We start from the raw sequence: 17,706 nt of genomic DNA on the forward strand, positions 1-17,706 counted from the left end.
AATTTTCAAAATATATTGTTTTGCGTTCATCCTTTGATTACTATCGCTTCAAATATTGGTGATTTTGCGAACATCACATTGATGTTTTTAGTATGTAGTAAAAGGATGAGACTATGATTCGAGATCAGGAAACACTAAATCAACTTGTTGATATGATTCGACAATTTGTTGAAGGTGTATTAATTCCTCATGAGAATGAAGTCGCTGAAACGGATGAGATTCCTCAAGATATTATTGAGCAAATGAAAGCGCTGGGCTTATTTGGTTTAACCATTCCTGAAGATTACGAAGGCCTTGGACTTACAATGGAAGAAGAAGTCTATGTTGCTTTTGAATTAGGACGGACCTCTCCTGCTTTTCGTTCACTTATTGGTACCAATAATGGCATTGGTTCAAGTGGTCTCATTATTGACGGTACCGAAATTCAGAAATCATTTTTCTTGCCACGTTTAGCTCGCGGTGAAGTAATCAGTTCTTTTTGCTTAACTGAACCAGATGCTGGTTCTGATGCTGCATCTTTAAAGACTAGTGCAGTAAAAGATGGCGACTTTTATATTTTAAATGGCACCAAACGCTTTATTACTAATGCCCCTCATGCTGGCGTATTTACAGTAATGGCACGCACAAGTTCTGATATTAAGGGTGCTGGTGGTATTTCTGCTTTTATTGTCGACAGCCAAACACCCGGCATTTCTTTGGGCAAACGCGATAAAAAAATGGGGCAAAAAGGCGCTCACACTTGTGATGTGATTTTTGAAAATTGTCGTATTCCTGCTTCAGCACTCATTGGTGGAGTTGAAGGCGTTGGTTTTAAAACTGCCATGAAAGTACTGGATAAAGGCCGTTTGCATATTGCGGCTTTGAGTGTTGGAGCAGCAACCCGGATGCTAGACGACTCTTTAAAGTACGCCATCGAACGTAAGCAATTTGGGCAACCCATTGCCGAATTCCAACTTATTCAAGCCATGCTTGCTGACTCAAAAGCCGAAATTTATGCAGCCAGATGCATGGTTTTAGACGCTGCACGTCTACGTGATGCAGGACAAAACGTAAGTACCGAGGCGTCATGTTCAAAAATGTTTGCAACCGAAATGTGTGGTCGAGTCGCTGATCGCTGCGTACAGATTCACGGCGGTGCGGGTTACATCAGTGAATATGCGATTGAACGTTTTTATCGAGATGTTCGTCTGTTCCGTCTCTATGAAGGCACCACCCAAATTCAACAAATGATTATTGCCCGAAACATGATTCGCGCTGCGTCTTAATTAAATTTTAAGCACTTTAAAAAGATTTGAAGTGCATTCAATCAAATGTAGGTAATGGATTATGGCTACGAATTACAAAGAAGGTCTTTCTCGTATACAACCGCATACATGGAAAATTGCATTTATTTTTGCATTTCTAGCGCTATTGGTTGATGGTGCAGATTTGATGCTATTGTCTTATAGCTTAAATAGTATTAAGGCAGATTTCGGATTAAGTTCGGTACAAGCCGGTATGCTCGGTAGTTTCACATTAGCAGGTATGGCTGTTGGTGGAATTTTTGGAGGATGGGCGTGTGATAAATTTGGGCGTGTGCGCATTGTTGTTATTTCTATTTTAATTTTCTCACTCCTCACCTGTGGTTTAGGTTTTACTCAAAGCTTTCTTCAATTTGGTATTTTAAGATTTTTTGCATCACTTGGACTTGGCTCGCTCTACATTGCGTGTAATACATTAATGGCCGAATATGTACCAACACGTTACCGCACGACAGTGCTTGGCACTTTACAAGCGGGTTGGACCGTCGGCTATATTGTTGCGACCTTACTTGCAGGCTGGATTATTCCCGATCATGGCTGGCGCATGCTGTTTTACGTTGCAATTATTCCCGTCATTATTGCCGTTTTAATGCATATTTTTGTACCAGAACCTTTAGCTTGGCAACAGGCTCGACTACAACAACCTGTTGCGGCTCAAAACACATCGAAAACCTCAGCGTTTAAGCTTATTTTTCAAGATAAACAGAACCGTAATATGTTTATCCTTTGGGCATTAACCGCGGGCTTCTTACAGTTTGGCTACTATGGTGTAAATAACTGGATGCCTTCTTACTTAGAAAGTGAGTTAGGTATGAAGTTTAAAGAAATGACGGCTTATATGGTCGGTACATATACCGCCATGATTTTAGGTAAAGTCCTTGCCGGCATGATGGCAGATAAATTAGGCCGTCGTTTTACCTATGCCTTTGGTGCCATTGGTACTGCTATTTTCTTACCACTTATTGTTTTTTATAACTCACCAAGCAATATTTTATATTTACTCGTTACCTTCGGTTTCCTATACGGTATTCCTTACGGCGTAAATGCAACCTATATGACTGAAAGTTTTGCGACAGCCATCCGTGGTACAGCAATTGGCGGTGCTTATAATGTGGGTCGTCTTGGAGCAGCCCTTGCACCTGCAACCATCGGCTTTTTAGCATCTGGCGGTTCTATTGGTTTAGGTTTTGTTGTAATGGGTGCCGCATATCTGATTTGTGGTGTGATCCCCGCCTTATTCATTAAAGAAAAATTATATGACCCACAAAAGTCGTAAAAAAGATCCATCACAAAATACCATATAGGTCATGTGCCTATATAGTTGATGGTTCTAACGGTCTAAACATGTGTTTTAAATCGTTAGAAGCAAATAAGGAGTTTTCTTCCGCAAGGTCGCTCCTTATTTCCAAACATGTAGAGTTTATCTACTCTTCATTTTAATTTTTTAGGTAAGCTTAGTTCCCAAGGGAGCTAAGCTTAAAAAGATATTGACCTAAAATATTTAAGGTCGTTCACCTTGTCCCAAACGGCGTTCAATATCATCTAAAACATTTGGTAAATCAGCGACACTATCAATCACATAGTGAGCGCCCGACGCATTCATTTTTTGATATGCCTTATCTTTTAGAATAATCTGTTCATCTGCCGATAATGCACTCCACTCTTCAAAGCTTAAACCGACTTCGTTGCCACTAATCGCAAGCCCGACCGTCCAGCATCCTGCATTTAAACCCTCATCAATACCCACCACGGTATCATCTACTTTTACAACTGTTTTGATGTCGGATACGTCAAGTTGAATTAGATTTTTCCATAGCATTTCAGGATATGGACGTCCGAATTTTACGTCACTGGCAGTAACAATACAGTCTGGTCGATAGCCCTGATCGGCAGCATCTTTGACCAATCGCCCAATCATTATTGATGCATAACCTGTGTTACTACCAATTTTTGCACCACGTTTTTTAATATTTTCAAAAGTTTCCAATGCACCTGGAATTAACGCAGAACATGTTGGAATCGATTTTAATTGATAAGGAATAAAGTCTTTATATAGACGGTCAATATCTGCTTCATTTGCAGCCTGTCCATATATTTCCTGCCATGCAACTGCCACACGCGGCATTTTTAAAACAGCAGCAATATGGTCACGCTTTTCTAACCCCATTGGGGCACGAGCTTCTTCAACCGTAATTTCAATTTTGTTGTCTTTAAATAAAGCCATAAAAGCCAAAATTGGTGCACGTGAACCAAAATCTACTGTTGTGCCAGCCCAGTCAAAAACAACAGCTTGAATTTGCGTATTATTCGTCGTCATGATGTATTCCCTTTAATTTAAATAATTTAATAAAAATTATGCTGTTGCAGCTTGGTTTAGATGGCTTTCACAGTAGCTGGCAATGGCAGCAAGAAGCCCATCAATGTCATGAATATAAACTTCGCCAATATTGCCAATACGGAAACAATTAAGATCTGTGACTTTGCCTGGATAAATCACATACCCTGTTTTTTTTAGCGTTTCATAGAATGACTGAAAGCTAAATTTTTCGGCTGTTGGGTAAAGAAAAGTGGTAATAATGGGTGATTGTGGACACTGCTCACTGAGTACCAACTCAAAGCCCAGTTGTTGCATACCTTGCGATAAGGTTTCTTGGTTTTTTAAATAACGTTGATAACGTGCAGCAACTCCACCTTCGGCTTCAAGCTCAAGCAATGCCTGATAAAATGCACGTACTACATGGGTTGGCGAGGTAAAACGCCATTTACCGTTATGCTGCTCCATGGTATTCCACTGGTCATATAAGTCGAGGCTAACCGAACGTGCCAAACCTTTACATGCTTCTAGACAATCACGCTTCGCCAAAATAAAACCAAAACCCGGGACACCTTGAATGCATTTATTTGCACTTGAAATCAGGAAATCAATTTCAAGCTCAGCGATATCCATTGGAACACCACCAAATGAACTCATGGCATCCACAATCCAGATTTTTCCTGCTGCTTTAACCAAACGGCCAATTTCTTGAATCGGGTTTAAAATTCCTGTGGTTGTTTCACAGTGCACACAAGCAACGTGGCTAATTGTTTTATCTTCTAAAATACGCTTAATCTCTTGCAAATCTGGTGTCTGGGTTTCTAAATAACTGAGTTCTACAACTTCAATATTTAAGCAACGCACCATTTGCACCATGCGGGCACCGTAGGCGCCATTATTGATAATCAATATTTTGCCATCACGCGGAATAGCTGACCCAAGCACAGACTCCACGGCAAAGCTACCACTACCTTGCATCAAGACAGTCGTATATTTTTTAGGTTGACTGGTTGCCAAGTTGACTAGTCGATTACGAATATCTTGTACAAGCGAATTATATTCTTGATCCCAAGTACACCAGTCTTTTTGCATGGCACGGCGCACGGTTGCCGATGTTGATAATGGTCCTGGAGTTAGTAGCAAATATTTGTTTTCTAAATCCATATCAAGTTGTGGTTGCATGTTCATAATGTTACTCATCTCTTTCGCGTTAATTTCAATATACACCAATCTGGTTTAAACCAGATTGCAAACTAATAAATATTTTGTTCTAATACTTCTTTGATAAATCCAGCCCCTGTGGTCATGCCTTTCCCCGCGATAGCACTCACAAGAAAGATATTTTTTTCAGCTTCAGTGACGCAGGCCAACTCATGTTCATGAGTCAGGTAATAACCATTCCAACGTTTTTGGATCGGAGGTAAAGTCAGTCCCAATTTTTCGTGACAGTAAGTTTTTATAAACTGGTTAATATCTTCACGTTGCTCAAACTGAGGTGCTTCATTAATCGGATGGTATTCATGGCTATCACCCACAATCAGTTCGCCAAATTCGTTTTGTTTAATTAAAATATGAATACCGAATTCTTTAATGAATCCCTGCTGTGACGTTTTAATCAGTTCTGCATGACTTGGGCAAATTTCAAAAGCCGGATAACGTGAAATAGATAAGCCTGAATAGATAGAAGCATTTAAGTTTTGGCGGAACCGTTGAGTCAGCGCCATTTGCAAACCACAGCGTTTCAGGTTCAAACTTTGTAAGAGATCTGGATATAAAACATCGATGACTTCACCATGACAGATCAAAACTTTATTTGCCCGATATGTCGCACCATTTGCCAAACGAACCTGACAACTTTCATGCTGATATTGGGTTTGAATGACACACGCATTGGTATAAATCTCTACACCTTTACTTTCGGCATATGCCAATAGTCGTTGCCCAATCACATGCGGGTCGACTGAATAATCTTCTTCAAAAACCAACCCACCTTGAAACTGCTGCGAAGGATTTAAATAGGAAAATTGGGTGAGCAGTTCATCATGATTTAGCAAATGAACTGGAATTTGGTAGTTATTTGCACGCTCGGCAAACTCATTTAAAACCTGCCATTCAAGTGCTGTATTGGCGAGATATACGCCTTGTCTTTGAGCAAATGAGATATCGGTTTCAGCCTGAATTCGTTGGTAAAAAGAACGTGTTGCAACTGCATACTTTCGCCACTGTTTCTCTGGATGCGTTAATGTCGATGTTCCGACCATTCCAAAATTACGACGAGTTGCCCCCACAGGTTGGGCATTTTTCTCAAAGATACAGACTTTTAAGCCTTGTTCTTGCGCCTGTATTGCAGCGGACAAACCTAAAATGCCTGCACCGACAACAATTAAATCAAACTGTATGTGATTCATAAGACTTCCAATTTGCGAAATTTAAGATGAACAAACCCTTGCCTTGTTTAACAAAGCATTGCTTTTTCAGTCGGTTAAATAAAAATTGTGTTTAGCTAAAACTTAGTGAGAGCCTTCACGCCATTGCTGGCTTCTTGCCATAATTTTTCTGGTAAATAACCAATGCACCAGTTTTACAACACATGAGGTCGTCAAAATTAAAATGCTCATAGCAACAGCAGCGACCGTGTCTCCTGCATCGTCCATATTTAGAACAGCAACTGCAGCTAAACTGGTGTCTGGTGAATAGAGGAAAATAGCAGCCGATACAGTGGTCATAGCATTCACAAAAATATAGACCGACACATCGCATAGAGCTGGGAAACACATGGGCAAATACACTTTCCAAAAGGTTTTCCACTTCGTTGTACCTAAACTTTCTGCTGCCTGATCGAGTTGTAGCGGAATCTGTTTAATGGCATTCGTTAAAGTAAGATGTGGCACGGTGTAATAATGGACAATGGTTGAAATCACTAAAATGGTCATGGTTCCATACAGCACATTTAACGGATTACTTTGCTGGTTAAAAAACAAAATGTAAGCAATACCTAGAACCAACCCGGGTACAGCAAGTGGCAATAAAACCAAAGCTTGTACATAGTTTTTAATGAGTGGATGTGCCTTAAAACGCTCAGTTAATAGTGCCACCATAAAAATCAGTGCTGTTCCAAAAACCGTACTAAAGAGTGCCATTCGAACCGAGTTGAAGTATGCCGCCCAACCTCCGCCATCGACATATTCAAAACTGTAATGTGCCAAGGTCAAAGATAGATCGTAAGGCCAAGACTGGATAAATGAGGCGAGTACTGCCGTAAAGATAATCAGTAAAATCGAACCAGAAACCAAACCACAAAATAAGCTCAGAACCACTTCAAGTTTTTTATTCGATGCAGAGACATAAGGTTTAGTCTGGAAAGCTTGAAAACGCGCATGACGCTTGCTTTGTATTCGATCGAAAATGAACACGAAAACAGCTGGTAGCAATAATAAGATGGAAATCACCGCACCCATGCTCATGTTTTGCTGACCAATAATCTGTTTATAGACATCAAGCGCCATCATATTAAATGAACCGCCAATGACTTTTGGAATGCCGAAATCGGTCAGTACATAAATGAAAGCCACCAGACTTGCGCTGATTAGCCCATAACGAATTGCAGGTAGTGTGACGTGGTAATGCGTCTTCCAGATATTTTTGCCAAACGACAAAGATGCTTCAATTAAACGCTGATCGACACTGCGAAAAGACACCATCATCAACATCAAAATTGCAGGAAATAGCCAAAAGCAATAACTGATTAAAATACCGATAGGACCATAAATTTGTATATCGCCCAGCAATGGTTTAAACACACCTTGCTTACCAAACAAATAAACCAGTGCCAAAGAAGGCAGAAGTGATGGCGCTAAAATCGGTAAAAAAGCCACCAATTTAAAGAAGCCTTTACCTTTCATATTGACGTTGGTTAATGCAAAAGCATAAATACTAGCAAGCAATACTGTAATGACAGTGGCGGTACAAGCAATCCACATCGAATTAAATACAGAGCTGAGTAAAGCTGGACTTCTAAAATAATTATAAAAATTTTTAAGACCAACAAAATTTTGATTTTCATCAAAAAATGCAGTTTGAAACAGCAACATTAATGGAGCAATAATAGCTAAAGTTAAAGCAATTGCGACGCTAGCCAAAACAATATTTGATCTTAACGAATATTCAGTTTTTCGACGCGGCTGTGTTTTTAAAACCGCTGAAGCAGCTTCATTTAACATAGTGCGTACCCTTGTTCGTCAAAGACATGAATGAGTTGATTAGGCACTTTTACAAACATGAATTCTTGCAAAGATTTAAACTTTGTATTTTCAATTTCAATTTGCAAAAGATGTTTTGTCTGCTCAATTCCATCGATATGAATGGTGCAAAATAAACGACGTTTCGCACCTAAAAATTCAGTACTTAATACTCTAACGGGTAAATACAATGACTCTTTATCACTGCCTAAATCATCAACCAACTCGACAGCTTCAGGTCTAAAACCAATGCTGTAATTTTGCCCAGCTTTAAGCTTTTGCTGCTCCAAATTTAGAGGAATAAAACCTAAAACTTCGAGCTGATTCGGTACTGAACAAACCGCTTTAAAAAAGTTCATGGTGCCAATAAACTTTGCAACGAATTGGGTTTGTGGTTTGTAATAAATATTGTGCGGCGTGTCAATTTGCTCAATTACACCATGATTCATCACTACAACACGGTCAGAAATACTTAATGCTTCTTCTTGATCGTGCGTCACCATAATGGTTGGCAAACTAAGCTGCGATTGAATTGAACGGATCTTTTGTCTTAGGTTTAGACGCACTTGTGCATCGAGTGCAGAAAGCGGTTCATCCAGCAGTAAAATATCTGGCTCCGGTGCAATTGCCCGAGCAAGCGCAACACGTTGCTGCTGCCCACCCGACAATTGGTTCGGATATTTTTTCGCAATATTGGGTAGTTCAATCAGTTCTAATAGCTGTTGGACCCTTTGACTACGCTGTGCTTTATCCCACCTTTTTTTGTCCAAGCCAAAAGCAATATTTTCTTCAATGTTTAGATTTGGAAATAACGCATAGTTCTGAAACACAATGCCACAGTGGCGTTTTTCAGCACTCAACAATGTAATGTCTGTGCCCTTTTTTATGACTTTTCCATAATCAGGTTTTTCTAGTCCTGCAATTATGCGTAGCAATGTGGTTTTACCGCATCCTGACGGCCCCACAAAGCTAACGAATTCACCAGCTTTCAGGTCTAAATTAATATGAGTTAGAGCCTGAAAGTGTTGGAACTTTTTTTGTATATCCATCACTTCTAAAACCGAGGGGCCATGTTCAGGATATTTATAGGTCGTTAATGTCGACAATAAATGCCCTGCCAACTTGGCCTTTTGGTTTTGACCAAGCAGCGATGATTGCAATGACGAAGGAATTTGCATAATGAAGCCCTTATCCAAAAGATCACTTTTCAAAACGTTTTGACCATTCAGCCAAAATACGTTCACGCTGCTCCGCTGCCCAATAAAAATCATTTTTTACTAGCATTTGAGGAAGATTTTTCGGGAAACTCATGGTTGTATTTTCAATACCTTTATAGGCCACCATTGAAAAGTTGTGCGCATAGGCTTCATTTGCTGCTTTACTTACAGACCAATTTATAAATTTTTGTGCGCTACTTAATTTTTTAGTTCCTTTCACGATTGCTGAGGCTTCCATTTCCCAGCCTAAACCTTCAGTTGGATAAACAACTTCTAAAGGTGCACCATCTGCTTTTAATTTAAATGCTGGATAACCAAAAGAAACGCCAATTGGAATTTCACCCTGTGCCGCCATCTTGCAAGGTTTTGAACCAGAGTGAGGATATTGTGAAATGTTTTTATCTAAAGCCTGCATATAATTCCATGCCTGCTTTTCATCCCAAATTTGCATCCAAGCCGTGACATCTAAATACCCTGTTCCACTTGAGGCTGGATTTGGCATCACAATTAGGTTTTTATAAATAGGATTGGTTAAATCTTTCCAAGTTTTGGGAATTGGTAATTTACGTTTCTTTAATTCGACTTTATTAACACAAATTGCAGATTCCCATGCATCCATACCTGTCCATGTCGGTACAGATTCTTGGCTTACAAATTCCGGTTTTAAATTTTCAACACCTTCTGGTTTAAAAGGCTCAAGCATGTCTTTCTTTTCCATGACCAGCAAACTGGTTAATGCCACACCAAAAACTACGTCTGCTTGAGGATTTTTCTGCTCTGCTAAAAGCTTAGCAGTAATCACACCTGTTGAATCACGTACCCATTTTACTTTTAGCTCTGGATAGGCTTGGTGTAATTTTTTTTGATATTGTTTAAGCTGGTCGGCTTCCACTGCCGTATAGACTATAATTTCTTCTGAGTTTTTTGATGTCGCCGATGAACATCCCATTTGCATAGCGACCACTACACCTAAAATTGATGCAGTGCTGAGTTTAATTGTCTGTTGAACATACTGTTTCATCTGCAAACCATCGAATACAATTATTTGATGATCGTATTTGAACAGTTTTATATGACAGTTTAATTAATCTGGTTTAAACCAGATTGCATTTTTTATGCTCGCGCTTCGAAATGCAAATCTAAAACATCATGTAGCCAATATTCTTGGTCAACATCGGTAATGATACCTTCTTCATTTCTGTTGCTACGACGAATATATAACCCAAGCGCACCAACATTCACATGAAGTGCTTTAGCCTGTTGTTCTGATAAAGCCGTTGGATACAGGTTTATATCGGCTCTGGTGATATGGCAGTTATATTGATTTGCCATGAGTAAAGTAATGGATTGCTTGAGATCATGAGTTAAAAACTCAGGAAAAAGCTCGGCGTTAACACGTAAATGTTCAACCAAAACAGGTCGTCCATTAATGCAACGACGTCGCCAAACTGAATAAATCGGATGCTCTTTTTCAACTTTTAAATGCTTGGCATCCCAAGAAGTGGCCTGCGTAAGCTCACTCGAAATCACTTCTGTAGAAGGTTCATAGCCCTGTTCAATCACAAACTGATTAAAGTTTTTTGTAGATTGCGGGTGATAAATAATACGAGGAGAACGAACATACCAACCACGGCGGTCTAATCGATAAATCAAACCATCAGTTTCCAAAGCCAGTAAAGCTTCACGTGCAGCCACTCGAGTGGTTTGGAATTGTTCAGAAAGCACTCTTTCCGACGGGAGTTTTGCGTGGGCTTCTAATACGCCAGATTCAATGTCATGGGCAATTGCATCGCGGATAGGAATATATTTAGGTATGCGTGCTTGGTCCTGTTCCATACAAACTTAAAATTTATAAATAAAGAAATTAATAGCAATATACTGAAAAAATGTGACAAAAGCTTTTATTAATGCCGATCTTTTAAACAAAACAATCTCTTAACCTATCTCTTCCCATTTAGTTTTTTATATAAAAAAGAGCATATTCATGCCCTTTTTATTTTTTATCTAGCCTTTAACTTGCGTGCTTAAAACTATCAATTTGCTTAATTTCATAAGGCAAACCGACATAGTTTTCAGCCAAGGTCGTTTTACCTGCGTCAGATCCAAGCACGTAACTCAACTCTGCTTGTTTAATCTTATGATCAAACTCACTCTCTGTTTCAAAACGATGCAATAAATGAGTCATCCACCAAGAAAAACGCTCTGCTTTCCATACGCGTTGTAGGCATTTTTCAGAATATTCATCAATACCCTGTTCAGAACCTTCGACATAATATTGAATAAGTGCGCTTGATAAATACGCAATATCAGAAGCCGCGAGATTTAAGCCTTTTGCTCCTGTCGGTGGAACAATATGAGCAGCATCACCTGCTAAAAACAGTTTCCCGAAACGCATTGGTTCCGTCACAAAGCTACGTAACGGCGCGATACTTTTTTCAATAGAAGCCCCAGTAACGAGCTTTTCACGGCTTTCAGGGTCTAGGCGGTTTTTTAACTCATCCCAGAACTTTTCATCCGACCAGTCTTCTACGTGATCTGTTAAAGGAACTTGTAAATAATAACGGCTACGCGTTTCAGAACGCATACTGCATAAAGCAAATCCACGTTCTGACTGTACGTAAATCAATTCATCGGCTACAGGTGGAACATCGGCCAACACACCTAACCAGCCAAACGGATAAACCTTTTCAAAGGTTTTAATCTTATCTTCGGGCACGCTGGCACGGCAGATGCCATGGTAGCCATCACAACCTGCTATAAAGTCACACTCAATTTGAAAGGCTTTACCTTGGTACTCAAACTCAACTTTTGGTGCCGTGTAGAAATCTTTAACCTGTACATTTTGAGCTTCATAAAATGAAGTCAGCTTCTCTGCTTCACGCGCAGTCATTAAATCTTTGGTGACTTCGGTCTGACCATATACGGTCACTTGTTTTCCACCTGTTAGTGCCGCTAAATCAACCCGATGTTTTACACCATTGGTTAAGATTTCAATGCCCGAATGTGGTAATCCTTTGTCTTTTAAATTTTGGTCAACGCCTGCTTGTTTAAGTAAGTCGACCGAAACTTGCTCTAAAATTCCTGCGCGTATCCGTGAAGCCACATATTCAGCACTACGTTGCTCAACAATAATATGATCGATTCCAGCTTTATATAGAAGTTGCCCAAGCAATAACCCTGCTGGTCCAGAACCAATAATTGCAACCTGTGTCTTTAAAATATCCATAACTTCATCCTTGTTTCATCCTGACTTTTAAATTACTGGCTTTAAGTTTTGTGCACTATGTATCCAAGACGAAAATAACCGTTTATCATTTAGTTTGTCCGAATAGCGGACAGAAACAACCAAAATAACAGGAATGAAAGGATGCCTTCTCTCGATGCTTTTTTAGAACACCCAAACTCACATGAGAAAATTCGTCAAGAAGACTACATTGCAGGGTTAGCAAAAGGCTTAACGTTACTGGAAGCTTTTGGAACAGATCGGCAACGGCTCAATGTCACTCAAGTGGCCGAACGAACCGGTATTAGTCGCACGGCGGCAAGGCGTTATCTAAAAACTTTAAAATACTTAGGCTATTTAGAAACAGATGAACATTACTTTTGGCTCACCCATCGCGTGCTGCGCTTTTCAAGTTCTTATTTAAGCTCTGCGCATCTGCCTAAAGTTGCTCAATCATTTTTAAATCTTTTGTGTGCGCAGACGTCTCTGACTTTTTCGATTGTTGTTCTGGACGATAACGAAGTCGTGCCGATTGCCCGCAGTTATTTACCGCAGCAAGATAATTTACGCGTAAGCCCTTATGGCATGCATTTAGGAAACCGACTGCCTGCCCATGCAACTTCGACGGGTAAAGTATTACTTGCAGCACTGCCTGAAGAAGCTCAGCACACATGGGTAAAAACTTACGGTTTAAAACGCTTAACCCCATTTACCGTTGTAGATGAGCCAAAGTTTTTTGAAGTGCTTAAGGACATTTCATTATCAGATTATTGTCTTTCAAAAGAAGAACATGAACTTGGTGTGATTGCGATTGCTGTACCTGTTTTTAATGCACAAGGTCAAGCGGTGGCAGCACTTAACTGCATGTCTCAAACCAACCGTGTACAAGAAGATTATTTGGTTCAGCAAATTTTGCCATTGCTGCGCAACACGGCAAATGAACTTAGAAATGTGATTTAAATAGACATAGAAACTCTTGTCATCAATTAGAGATACAAGAGTTTCAACTCATAATTTTAAATGGCAAACCCTTTAACTCGCTGGTTTGCCAGAACCAATGAAAGAACGAATACGAGCCAATTGAGCCGCTAAACAATATTGAAAAAATTACTTACAGCAATTTTAGGCATTGATTTGGTGAGGAAGACTTTGTTCTATAGACATGGCTTTTTGCCAGCTTTCTAAGCTTTCTAGACTTTTTACATATTGTTCAATATTGAGATATTTTGATCGAATATTTAAAGAATTAATTAGACCATAGACTACGAAACCAATCATAAAATCTGCACCCGTTAAGCAATTGTCTACTAAGAATTTTTTGCCTACTAATTGTTGATCTAAATATGAAAATACTTTATCCAACTCAGCATGTGCATATTGATCTAAGAACTTTAATTGAGTGCCATTTTTTAACTCAATCGAATTAAAAATATTTAATAAATATGGAACCATAGCCGAACTTTCTGAAAAATGAATCCATTGTAAATAATCAAGATAACTGTCTGAATCTTTCGCAGGCATAAGTTGAGGAGCAAACTTTTCAATCAAAATTTCTACAATGGCACCTGATTCAGCAATTACTTTTCCATTGAGCTCAATCACAGGTGATTTTCCTAAAGGATGAATATTTTTTAATTCTTGAGGTGCAAGATTTGTAGTTTTATCTCGAAAATAACTTTTTAATTCGTAAGGTTGTTTAATTTCTTCAAGTAACCACAGAATGCGAAATGAACGTGAAGCATTTAAATGATGAAGAATAATAGACATTAATTTTCTCTTTTAAACTAGAAGGTCAACAAAGTGAGGCCTAACTATATAGATTGATAGACGACCGGTCTAATATTTTTTGTTATCAGCTCAGCATTTGTCTGATTAAGTAACAAAGTAAATGTATTAAAAACATAAAAAAACCACATCCGTAGATATGGTGACAAATTGGCTTTTAATTTTATCGATTGACTAGCGCATTCTGAGGCCTCAAATTACATTAACTACCTAAATTGCGCAAAAAACAATCCACTACTATTACAACAAGAACGTATTGGCGTGATCGATTTTGATGCACATGGTCAAGCGGTGGCAGCACTTAACTGCATGTCTCAAACCAACCGTGTACAAGAAGATTATTTGGTTCAACAAATTTTACCATTGCTGCGCAACACGGCAAATGAACTCAGAAATGTGATTTAAATAAAGTATTAAAAAGGTCTCGTCTACTTGAACAAGGCCTTTTTAATACGCAAAGCGAAAGTTTATTGCTCAGATTCAAACTCTTTAATTGCCTCTTTAGCAATACGAAAACTATCTACAGCAGCAGGCACACCACAGTAAATTGCAACCTGTAAGAGCACTTCACGAATTTTCTCTTTAGGTACACCATTCCGTAGTGCACCTTTAACATGTAGTTTTAATTCATGTGGACGATTTAAAGCCGAAATCATTGCCAAGTTAATCAAACTACGCTCAGGTTTGCTTAATTCTTCACGTCCCCAAACAGCTCCCCAGCAATATTCAGTGACTAACTCTTGAAGAGGAAGATTAAATTCATCAGCATTGTTGATTGAATTATTTACATATTCTTCACCAAGAACTTGTTTACGGATTGCCAAACCCTTTTCAAATTTTTCATTACTCATATATTCAATCCTCCAAACAAGGTGTATTTAATTTCTAGATAATCTTCAATACCGTATTTGGAACCTTCACGCCCCAAACCAGACTGTTTAATTCCACCAAAAGGCGCAACTTCATTTGAAATAAGGCCTTTATTAATTCCGACCATGCCATATTCAAGCTGCTCACTCATTCGCCAAGCACGGCCTAAATCTTTGGTGTAACAATATGCAGCTAAACCAAATTCAGTTGCATTTGCCATTTCAACAGCTTGTTGCTCGGTTTCAAATTTGAATATGGCAGCCAGTGGACCAAAAGTTTCTTGGGTTGCAACATCCATATCTGCGGTAACGTCTGCAATAAGAGTCGGTTCAAAAAACAATTCACCCGCTATATGCTTTTTACCACCAACCACAAGACGACCTTTTTTATCTAAGGCATCTTGAATATGAGCTTCAACTTTTTTCACCGCATTGGCATTAATTAAAGGTCCAATGTCATGCCCTGCTTCTAATCCATTACCAATATTAAAGTTTTGAATTTTTAAGCTCAAAGCAGCAATAAATTTTTCATAAATGCCAGCCTGCACTAAAAATCGATTAACGCACACACAGGTTTGCCCTGCATTTCTAAATTTAGCAATGAGTGCCCCCTCAATTGCTGCATCTAAATCGGCATCATCAAATACAATAAACGGCGCATTGCCACCCAACTCTAAGGAAACTTTTTTTAAGGTTTTTGCTGAACGCTCAAGCAGCATTTTGCCGACTGGAGTTGACCCCGTAAAAGTAAATTTGCGTACAACATCACTTTCAAAAATCGCATCACCAATATGAACTGCATCGCCTGTAATCACACTAAAGATTTCAGCAGGTACACCAGCTTGCACAGCTAAGTCCACTAAAGCCAAAGCAGTAAAAGGCGTTTCAGGCGCCGGTTTTACAATACAAGGACAACCTGCCGCCAAGGCTGGAGCAACCTTACGCGTAATCATGGCAGCTGGAAAATTCCACGGCGTAATAGCTGCAACGACGCCAATAGGCTGTTTATTTACGACAATTCGAGCATCAGGATATGGGCTTGGGATAATATCGCCATATACTCGTTTTGCTTCTTCGGCAAACCATTCAATAAAACTTGCAGCATATAAAATTTCACCTTTAGCTTCAGCTAAAGGCTTTCCTTGCTCACTCGTTAAAATAAAAGCCAAGTCATCTGCATTTAAAATAATTAAATCGAACCATTTTTTTAAAATCATTGATCGATCTTTTGCTGTTTTATTTTTCCATAGCGGCCAAGCTTCTTTGGCAGCTTCAATGGCACGCTCGGCTTCAGCCTTACCCATATTTGGGACAGTACCAATAACTTCTAATGTCGCCGGATTTAAAATTTTGGATGTTTGTTGATGGTCCGCATCGCACCACTTTCCAGCAACAAAGGCTTGCTGACGAAATAAAGCGAGTTCATTAAGCTGCATGATCATTATCCTGTTGAGATCTTCTGCATTGATAGTGGAGCGATACATAAATTAAATAGCTCACCATCAACTTTGTATTATGGCATACCAAAAATTAATTTAAAAAATTTTCGGTATGCCCGAATGTTTAAATATCTTTAAAAATAATAAAACAGCGTTAAGTTAAGCAACTTATTCCACTGGTTATCATCCCCTTGTGCCAATGAATCTTGAGTCCCACCAATGAATGGGTCATTTTTACTCATGATGTATTCAGCCACCAAAGATAGCTGTTTATGGTCAATAGACACACCAATAATATTACGGATCGAATCTTTCATATTGTCCTGATCTTTGTCGTACTGACTGTACATAAAGTACGGCGTAATGTTTCCAATCTGCTTAACATTTTTGAAAGAATAGCCCACATCTGCCGTATAGAACGTTCCTTTGTTAGCGACATAATATTCAGTGTCGTAAGAGCCCATGAGCGACTGATTAGGATTAAGCTGGTCCTGATTAGTTACGTCATTTTTACCGCCTGTAAGGGTCACATTAAAATTGCCATAATTGGCTTTACCAAAAAGAGCCCATGCATGACGACGCCCATCACTCGAAGCAGCTTTATTTTCAATATCGGATGTCCAATATGAACCACCGAGCTGTGTTGTTAAACCATTAATTCCAAGATTTACATCTTGAGTCACTCGGCCTACCCACATGTTCTTTTCTTGCAAATCAGTTTTATTCGGATCGTCTGAACTGACATAATTTGCAGTGTAGCGAGCTGAATCTTGTGTAGAACCTGTGTAGTTACCACCATCTACCGCAAAATACCCTACATCAAACTTGGTTGCTGTTGGCAATTCAAAGTGATAATTCAAACCAAGATTATGAACGTCTTCTAAACCGGCTGTTGTGCTCATACTTCCATATAAGCTATTGCCCCAGAAACGTCCCGGTCCAAATGGAATCGGCTGAACACCTGCCACAACTTGATCTGTTTTATTTAATTTGTACCCTACATAACCATCAATCAACGTAGAAAAATCACATAGACGATCATATTGATAACAACGATATTCCGCATGACCAAATAACGATCCACGCTCATAGTCCAATTTTAACTGCGCAGCATCAAAACGAATTTTTTGATCAGAAGCAGACTCTCCATAGTGTTTATCTTGATAGTTAGCGCGAACATAACCTGATACGGTGAGCTTCCCGTATTCACTATCGCTATTTCCAAAATTTACACCTGCGTAACTCGGATAGATTACGGCCATCAATGCTGTGCTTAGAGCCGCTTTTAAATAGCTTTTTTTCATTGTCGGATTCCTTTCA

Annotated in this window: 15 protein-coding genes and 1 pseudogene; 4 read left to right on the top strand and 12 right to left on the bottom strand. The window is 39.2% G+C overall.

Annotated features, from left to right (window positions below):
- The first annotated feature begins 113 nt into the window (after positions 1 to 113).
- Both AC2117_RS11430 and AC2117_RS11435 read left to right on the top strand, forming a co-directional pair.
- Positions 114 to 1,265, top strand: a complete 1,152-nt coding sequence (locus tag AC2117_RS11430; RefSeq protein WP_133974190.1) for an acyl-CoA dehydrogenase family protein — start codon at positions 114 to 116, stop codon at positions 1,263 to 1,265.
- Between the two features lie 61 nt (positions 1,266 to 1,326).
- The gene (locus tag AC2117_RS11435; RefSeq protein ID WP_133974192.1) at positions 1,327 to 2,577 is read left to right on the top strand and encodes an MFS transporter; all 1,251 of its coding nucleotides are present in this window, start codon (positions 1,327 to 1,329) and stop codon (positions 2,575 to 2,577) included.
- A 225-nt stretch (positions 2,578 to 2,802) separates the two neighbouring features.
- Here the strand turns inward: AC2117_RS11435 and phnX are convergent, their stop codons facing one another.
- The 8 genes from phnX to pobA form a co-directional block, all read right to left on the bottom strand.
- Positions 2,803 to 3,618, bottom strand: a complete 816-nt coding sequence (gene phnX, locus AC2117_RS11440; protein WP_133974194.1) for a phosphonoacetaldehyde hydrolase — start codon at positions 3,616 to 3,618, stop codon at positions 2,803 to 2,805.
- 36 nt (positions 3,619 to 3,654) lie between these two features.
- Positions 3,655 to 4,842, bottom strand: coding sequence for a 2-aminoethylphosphonate--pyruvate transaminase (phnW, locus tag AC2117_RS11445; RefSeq protein WP_133976338.1), 1,188 nt, complete (start codon positions 4,840 to 4,842; stop codon positions 3,655 to 3,657).
- A 26-nt stretch (positions 4,843 to 4,868) separates the two neighbouring features.
- Entirely contained in the window at positions 4,869 to 6,023 is a 1,155-nt protein-coding gene (locus AC2117_RS11450; RefSeq protein ID WP_133974196.1) for a TIGR03364 family FAD-dependent oxidoreductase, read from the bottom strand.
- 102 nt (positions 6,024 to 6,125) lie between these two features.
- Entirely contained in the window at positions 6,126 to 7,835 is a 1,710-nt protein-coding gene (locus AC2117_RS11455) for a putative 2-aminoethylphosphonate ABC transporter permease subunit (RefSeq protein ID WP_133974198.1), read from the bottom strand.
- Positions 7,829 to 9,031 carry an ABC transporter ATP-binding protein gene (locus AC2117_RS11460; protein ID WP_133974200.1) on the bottom strand — a complete coding sequence of 401 codons (1,203 nt, stop codon included), beginning with the start codon at positions 9,029 to 9,031 and terminating at the stop codon, positions 7,829 to 7,831. The genes AC2117_RS11455 and AC2117_RS11460 overlap by 7 nt, the downstream gene beginning before the upstream one ends.
- Positions 9,032 to 9,053: 22 nt before the next feature.
- Positions 9,054 to 10,091, bottom strand: a complete 1,038-nt coding sequence (locus AC2117_RS11465; protein ID WP_133974202.1) for a putative 2-aminoethylphosphonate ABC transporter substrate-binding protein — start codon at positions 10,089 to 10,091, stop codon at positions 9,054 to 9,056.
- 92 nt (positions 10,092 to 10,183) lie between these two features.
- A complete protein-coding gene (locus AC2117_RS11470) occupies positions 10,184 to 10,906 on the bottom strand; it encodes a UTRA domain-containing protein (RefSeq protein WP_133974204.1) in 723 nt (240 codons plus the stop codon).
- Between the two features lie 175 nt (positions 10,907 to 11,081).
- Entirely contained in the window at positions 11,082 to 12,296 is a 1,215-nt protein-coding gene (gene pobA, locus AC2117_RS11475) for a 4-hydroxybenzoate 3-monooxygenase (RefSeq protein WP_133974206.1), read from the bottom strand.
- Between the two features lie 141 nt (positions 12,297 to 12,437).
- Between pobA and pobR the strand changes: the two genes are divergently transcribed.
- The gene (gene pobR / locus AC2117_RS11480; protein ID WP_133974208.1) at positions 12,438 to 13,253 is read left to right on the top strand and encodes an IclR family transcriptional regulator PobR; all 816 of its coding nucleotides are present in this window, start codon (positions 12,438 to 12,440) and stop codon (positions 13,251 to 13,253) included.
- Between the two features lie 162 nt (positions 13,254 to 13,415).
- Here the strand turns inward: pobR and AC2117_RS11485 are convergent, their stop codons facing one another.
- The gene (locus tag AC2117_RS11485; RefSeq protein WP_133974210.1) at positions 13,416 to 14,060 is read right to left on the bottom strand and encodes a glutathione S-transferase family protein; all 645 of its coding nucleotides are present in this window, start codon (positions 14,058 to 14,060) and stop codon (positions 13,416 to 13,418) included.
- A 273-nt stretch (positions 14,061 to 14,333) separates the two neighbouring features.
- Between AC2117_RS11485 and AC2117_RS11490 the strand changes: the two are divergent.
- A pseudogene (locus AC2117_RS11490) lies at positions 14,334 to 14,483 on the top strand (IclR family transcriptional regulator C-terminal domain-containing protein); the annotation flags it as partial.
- Between the two features lie 62 nt (positions 14,484 to 14,545).
- On the opposite strand, the gene AC2117_RS11495 reads toward AC2117_RS11490, so the two are convergent.
- The 3 genes from AC2117_RS11495 to AC2117_RS11505 all read right to left on the bottom strand — a co-directional run bounded on the left by AC2117_RS11495 (position 14,546) and on the right by AC2117_RS11505 (position 17,690).
- Positions 14,546 to 14,929 carry a carboxymuconolactone decarboxylase family protein gene (locus tag AC2117_RS11495; protein ID WP_000064100.1) on the bottom strand — a complete coding sequence of 128 codons (384 nt, stop codon included), beginning with the start codon at positions 14,927 to 14,929 and terminating at the stop codon, positions 14,546 to 14,548.
- Positions 14,926 to 16,383 (bottom strand): NAD-dependent succinate-semialdehyde dehydrogenase, encoded by a 1,458-nt coding sequence (locus AC2117_RS11500; protein WP_133974212.1) that lies wholly within the window; start codon positions 16,381 to 16,383, stop codon positions 14,926 to 14,928. The genes AC2117_RS11495 and AC2117_RS11500 overlap by 4 nt, the downstream gene beginning before the upstream one ends.
- Before the next feature lie 137 nt (positions 16,384 to 16,520).
- Entirely contained in the window at positions 16,521 to 17,690 is a 1,170-nt protein-coding gene (locus AC2117_RS11505; RefSeq protein WP_133974214.1) for a hypothetical protein, read from the bottom strand.
- Positions 17,691 to 17,706 lie beyond the last annotated feature (16 nt).

The sequence above is a fragment of the Acinetobacter calcoaceticus genome (assembly GCF_900520355.1).
In the GTDB taxonomy this organism is placed as follows: domain Bacteria; phylum Pseudomonadota; class Gammaproteobacteria; order Pseudomonadales; family Moraxellaceae; genus Acinetobacter; species Acinetobacter calcoaceticus_C.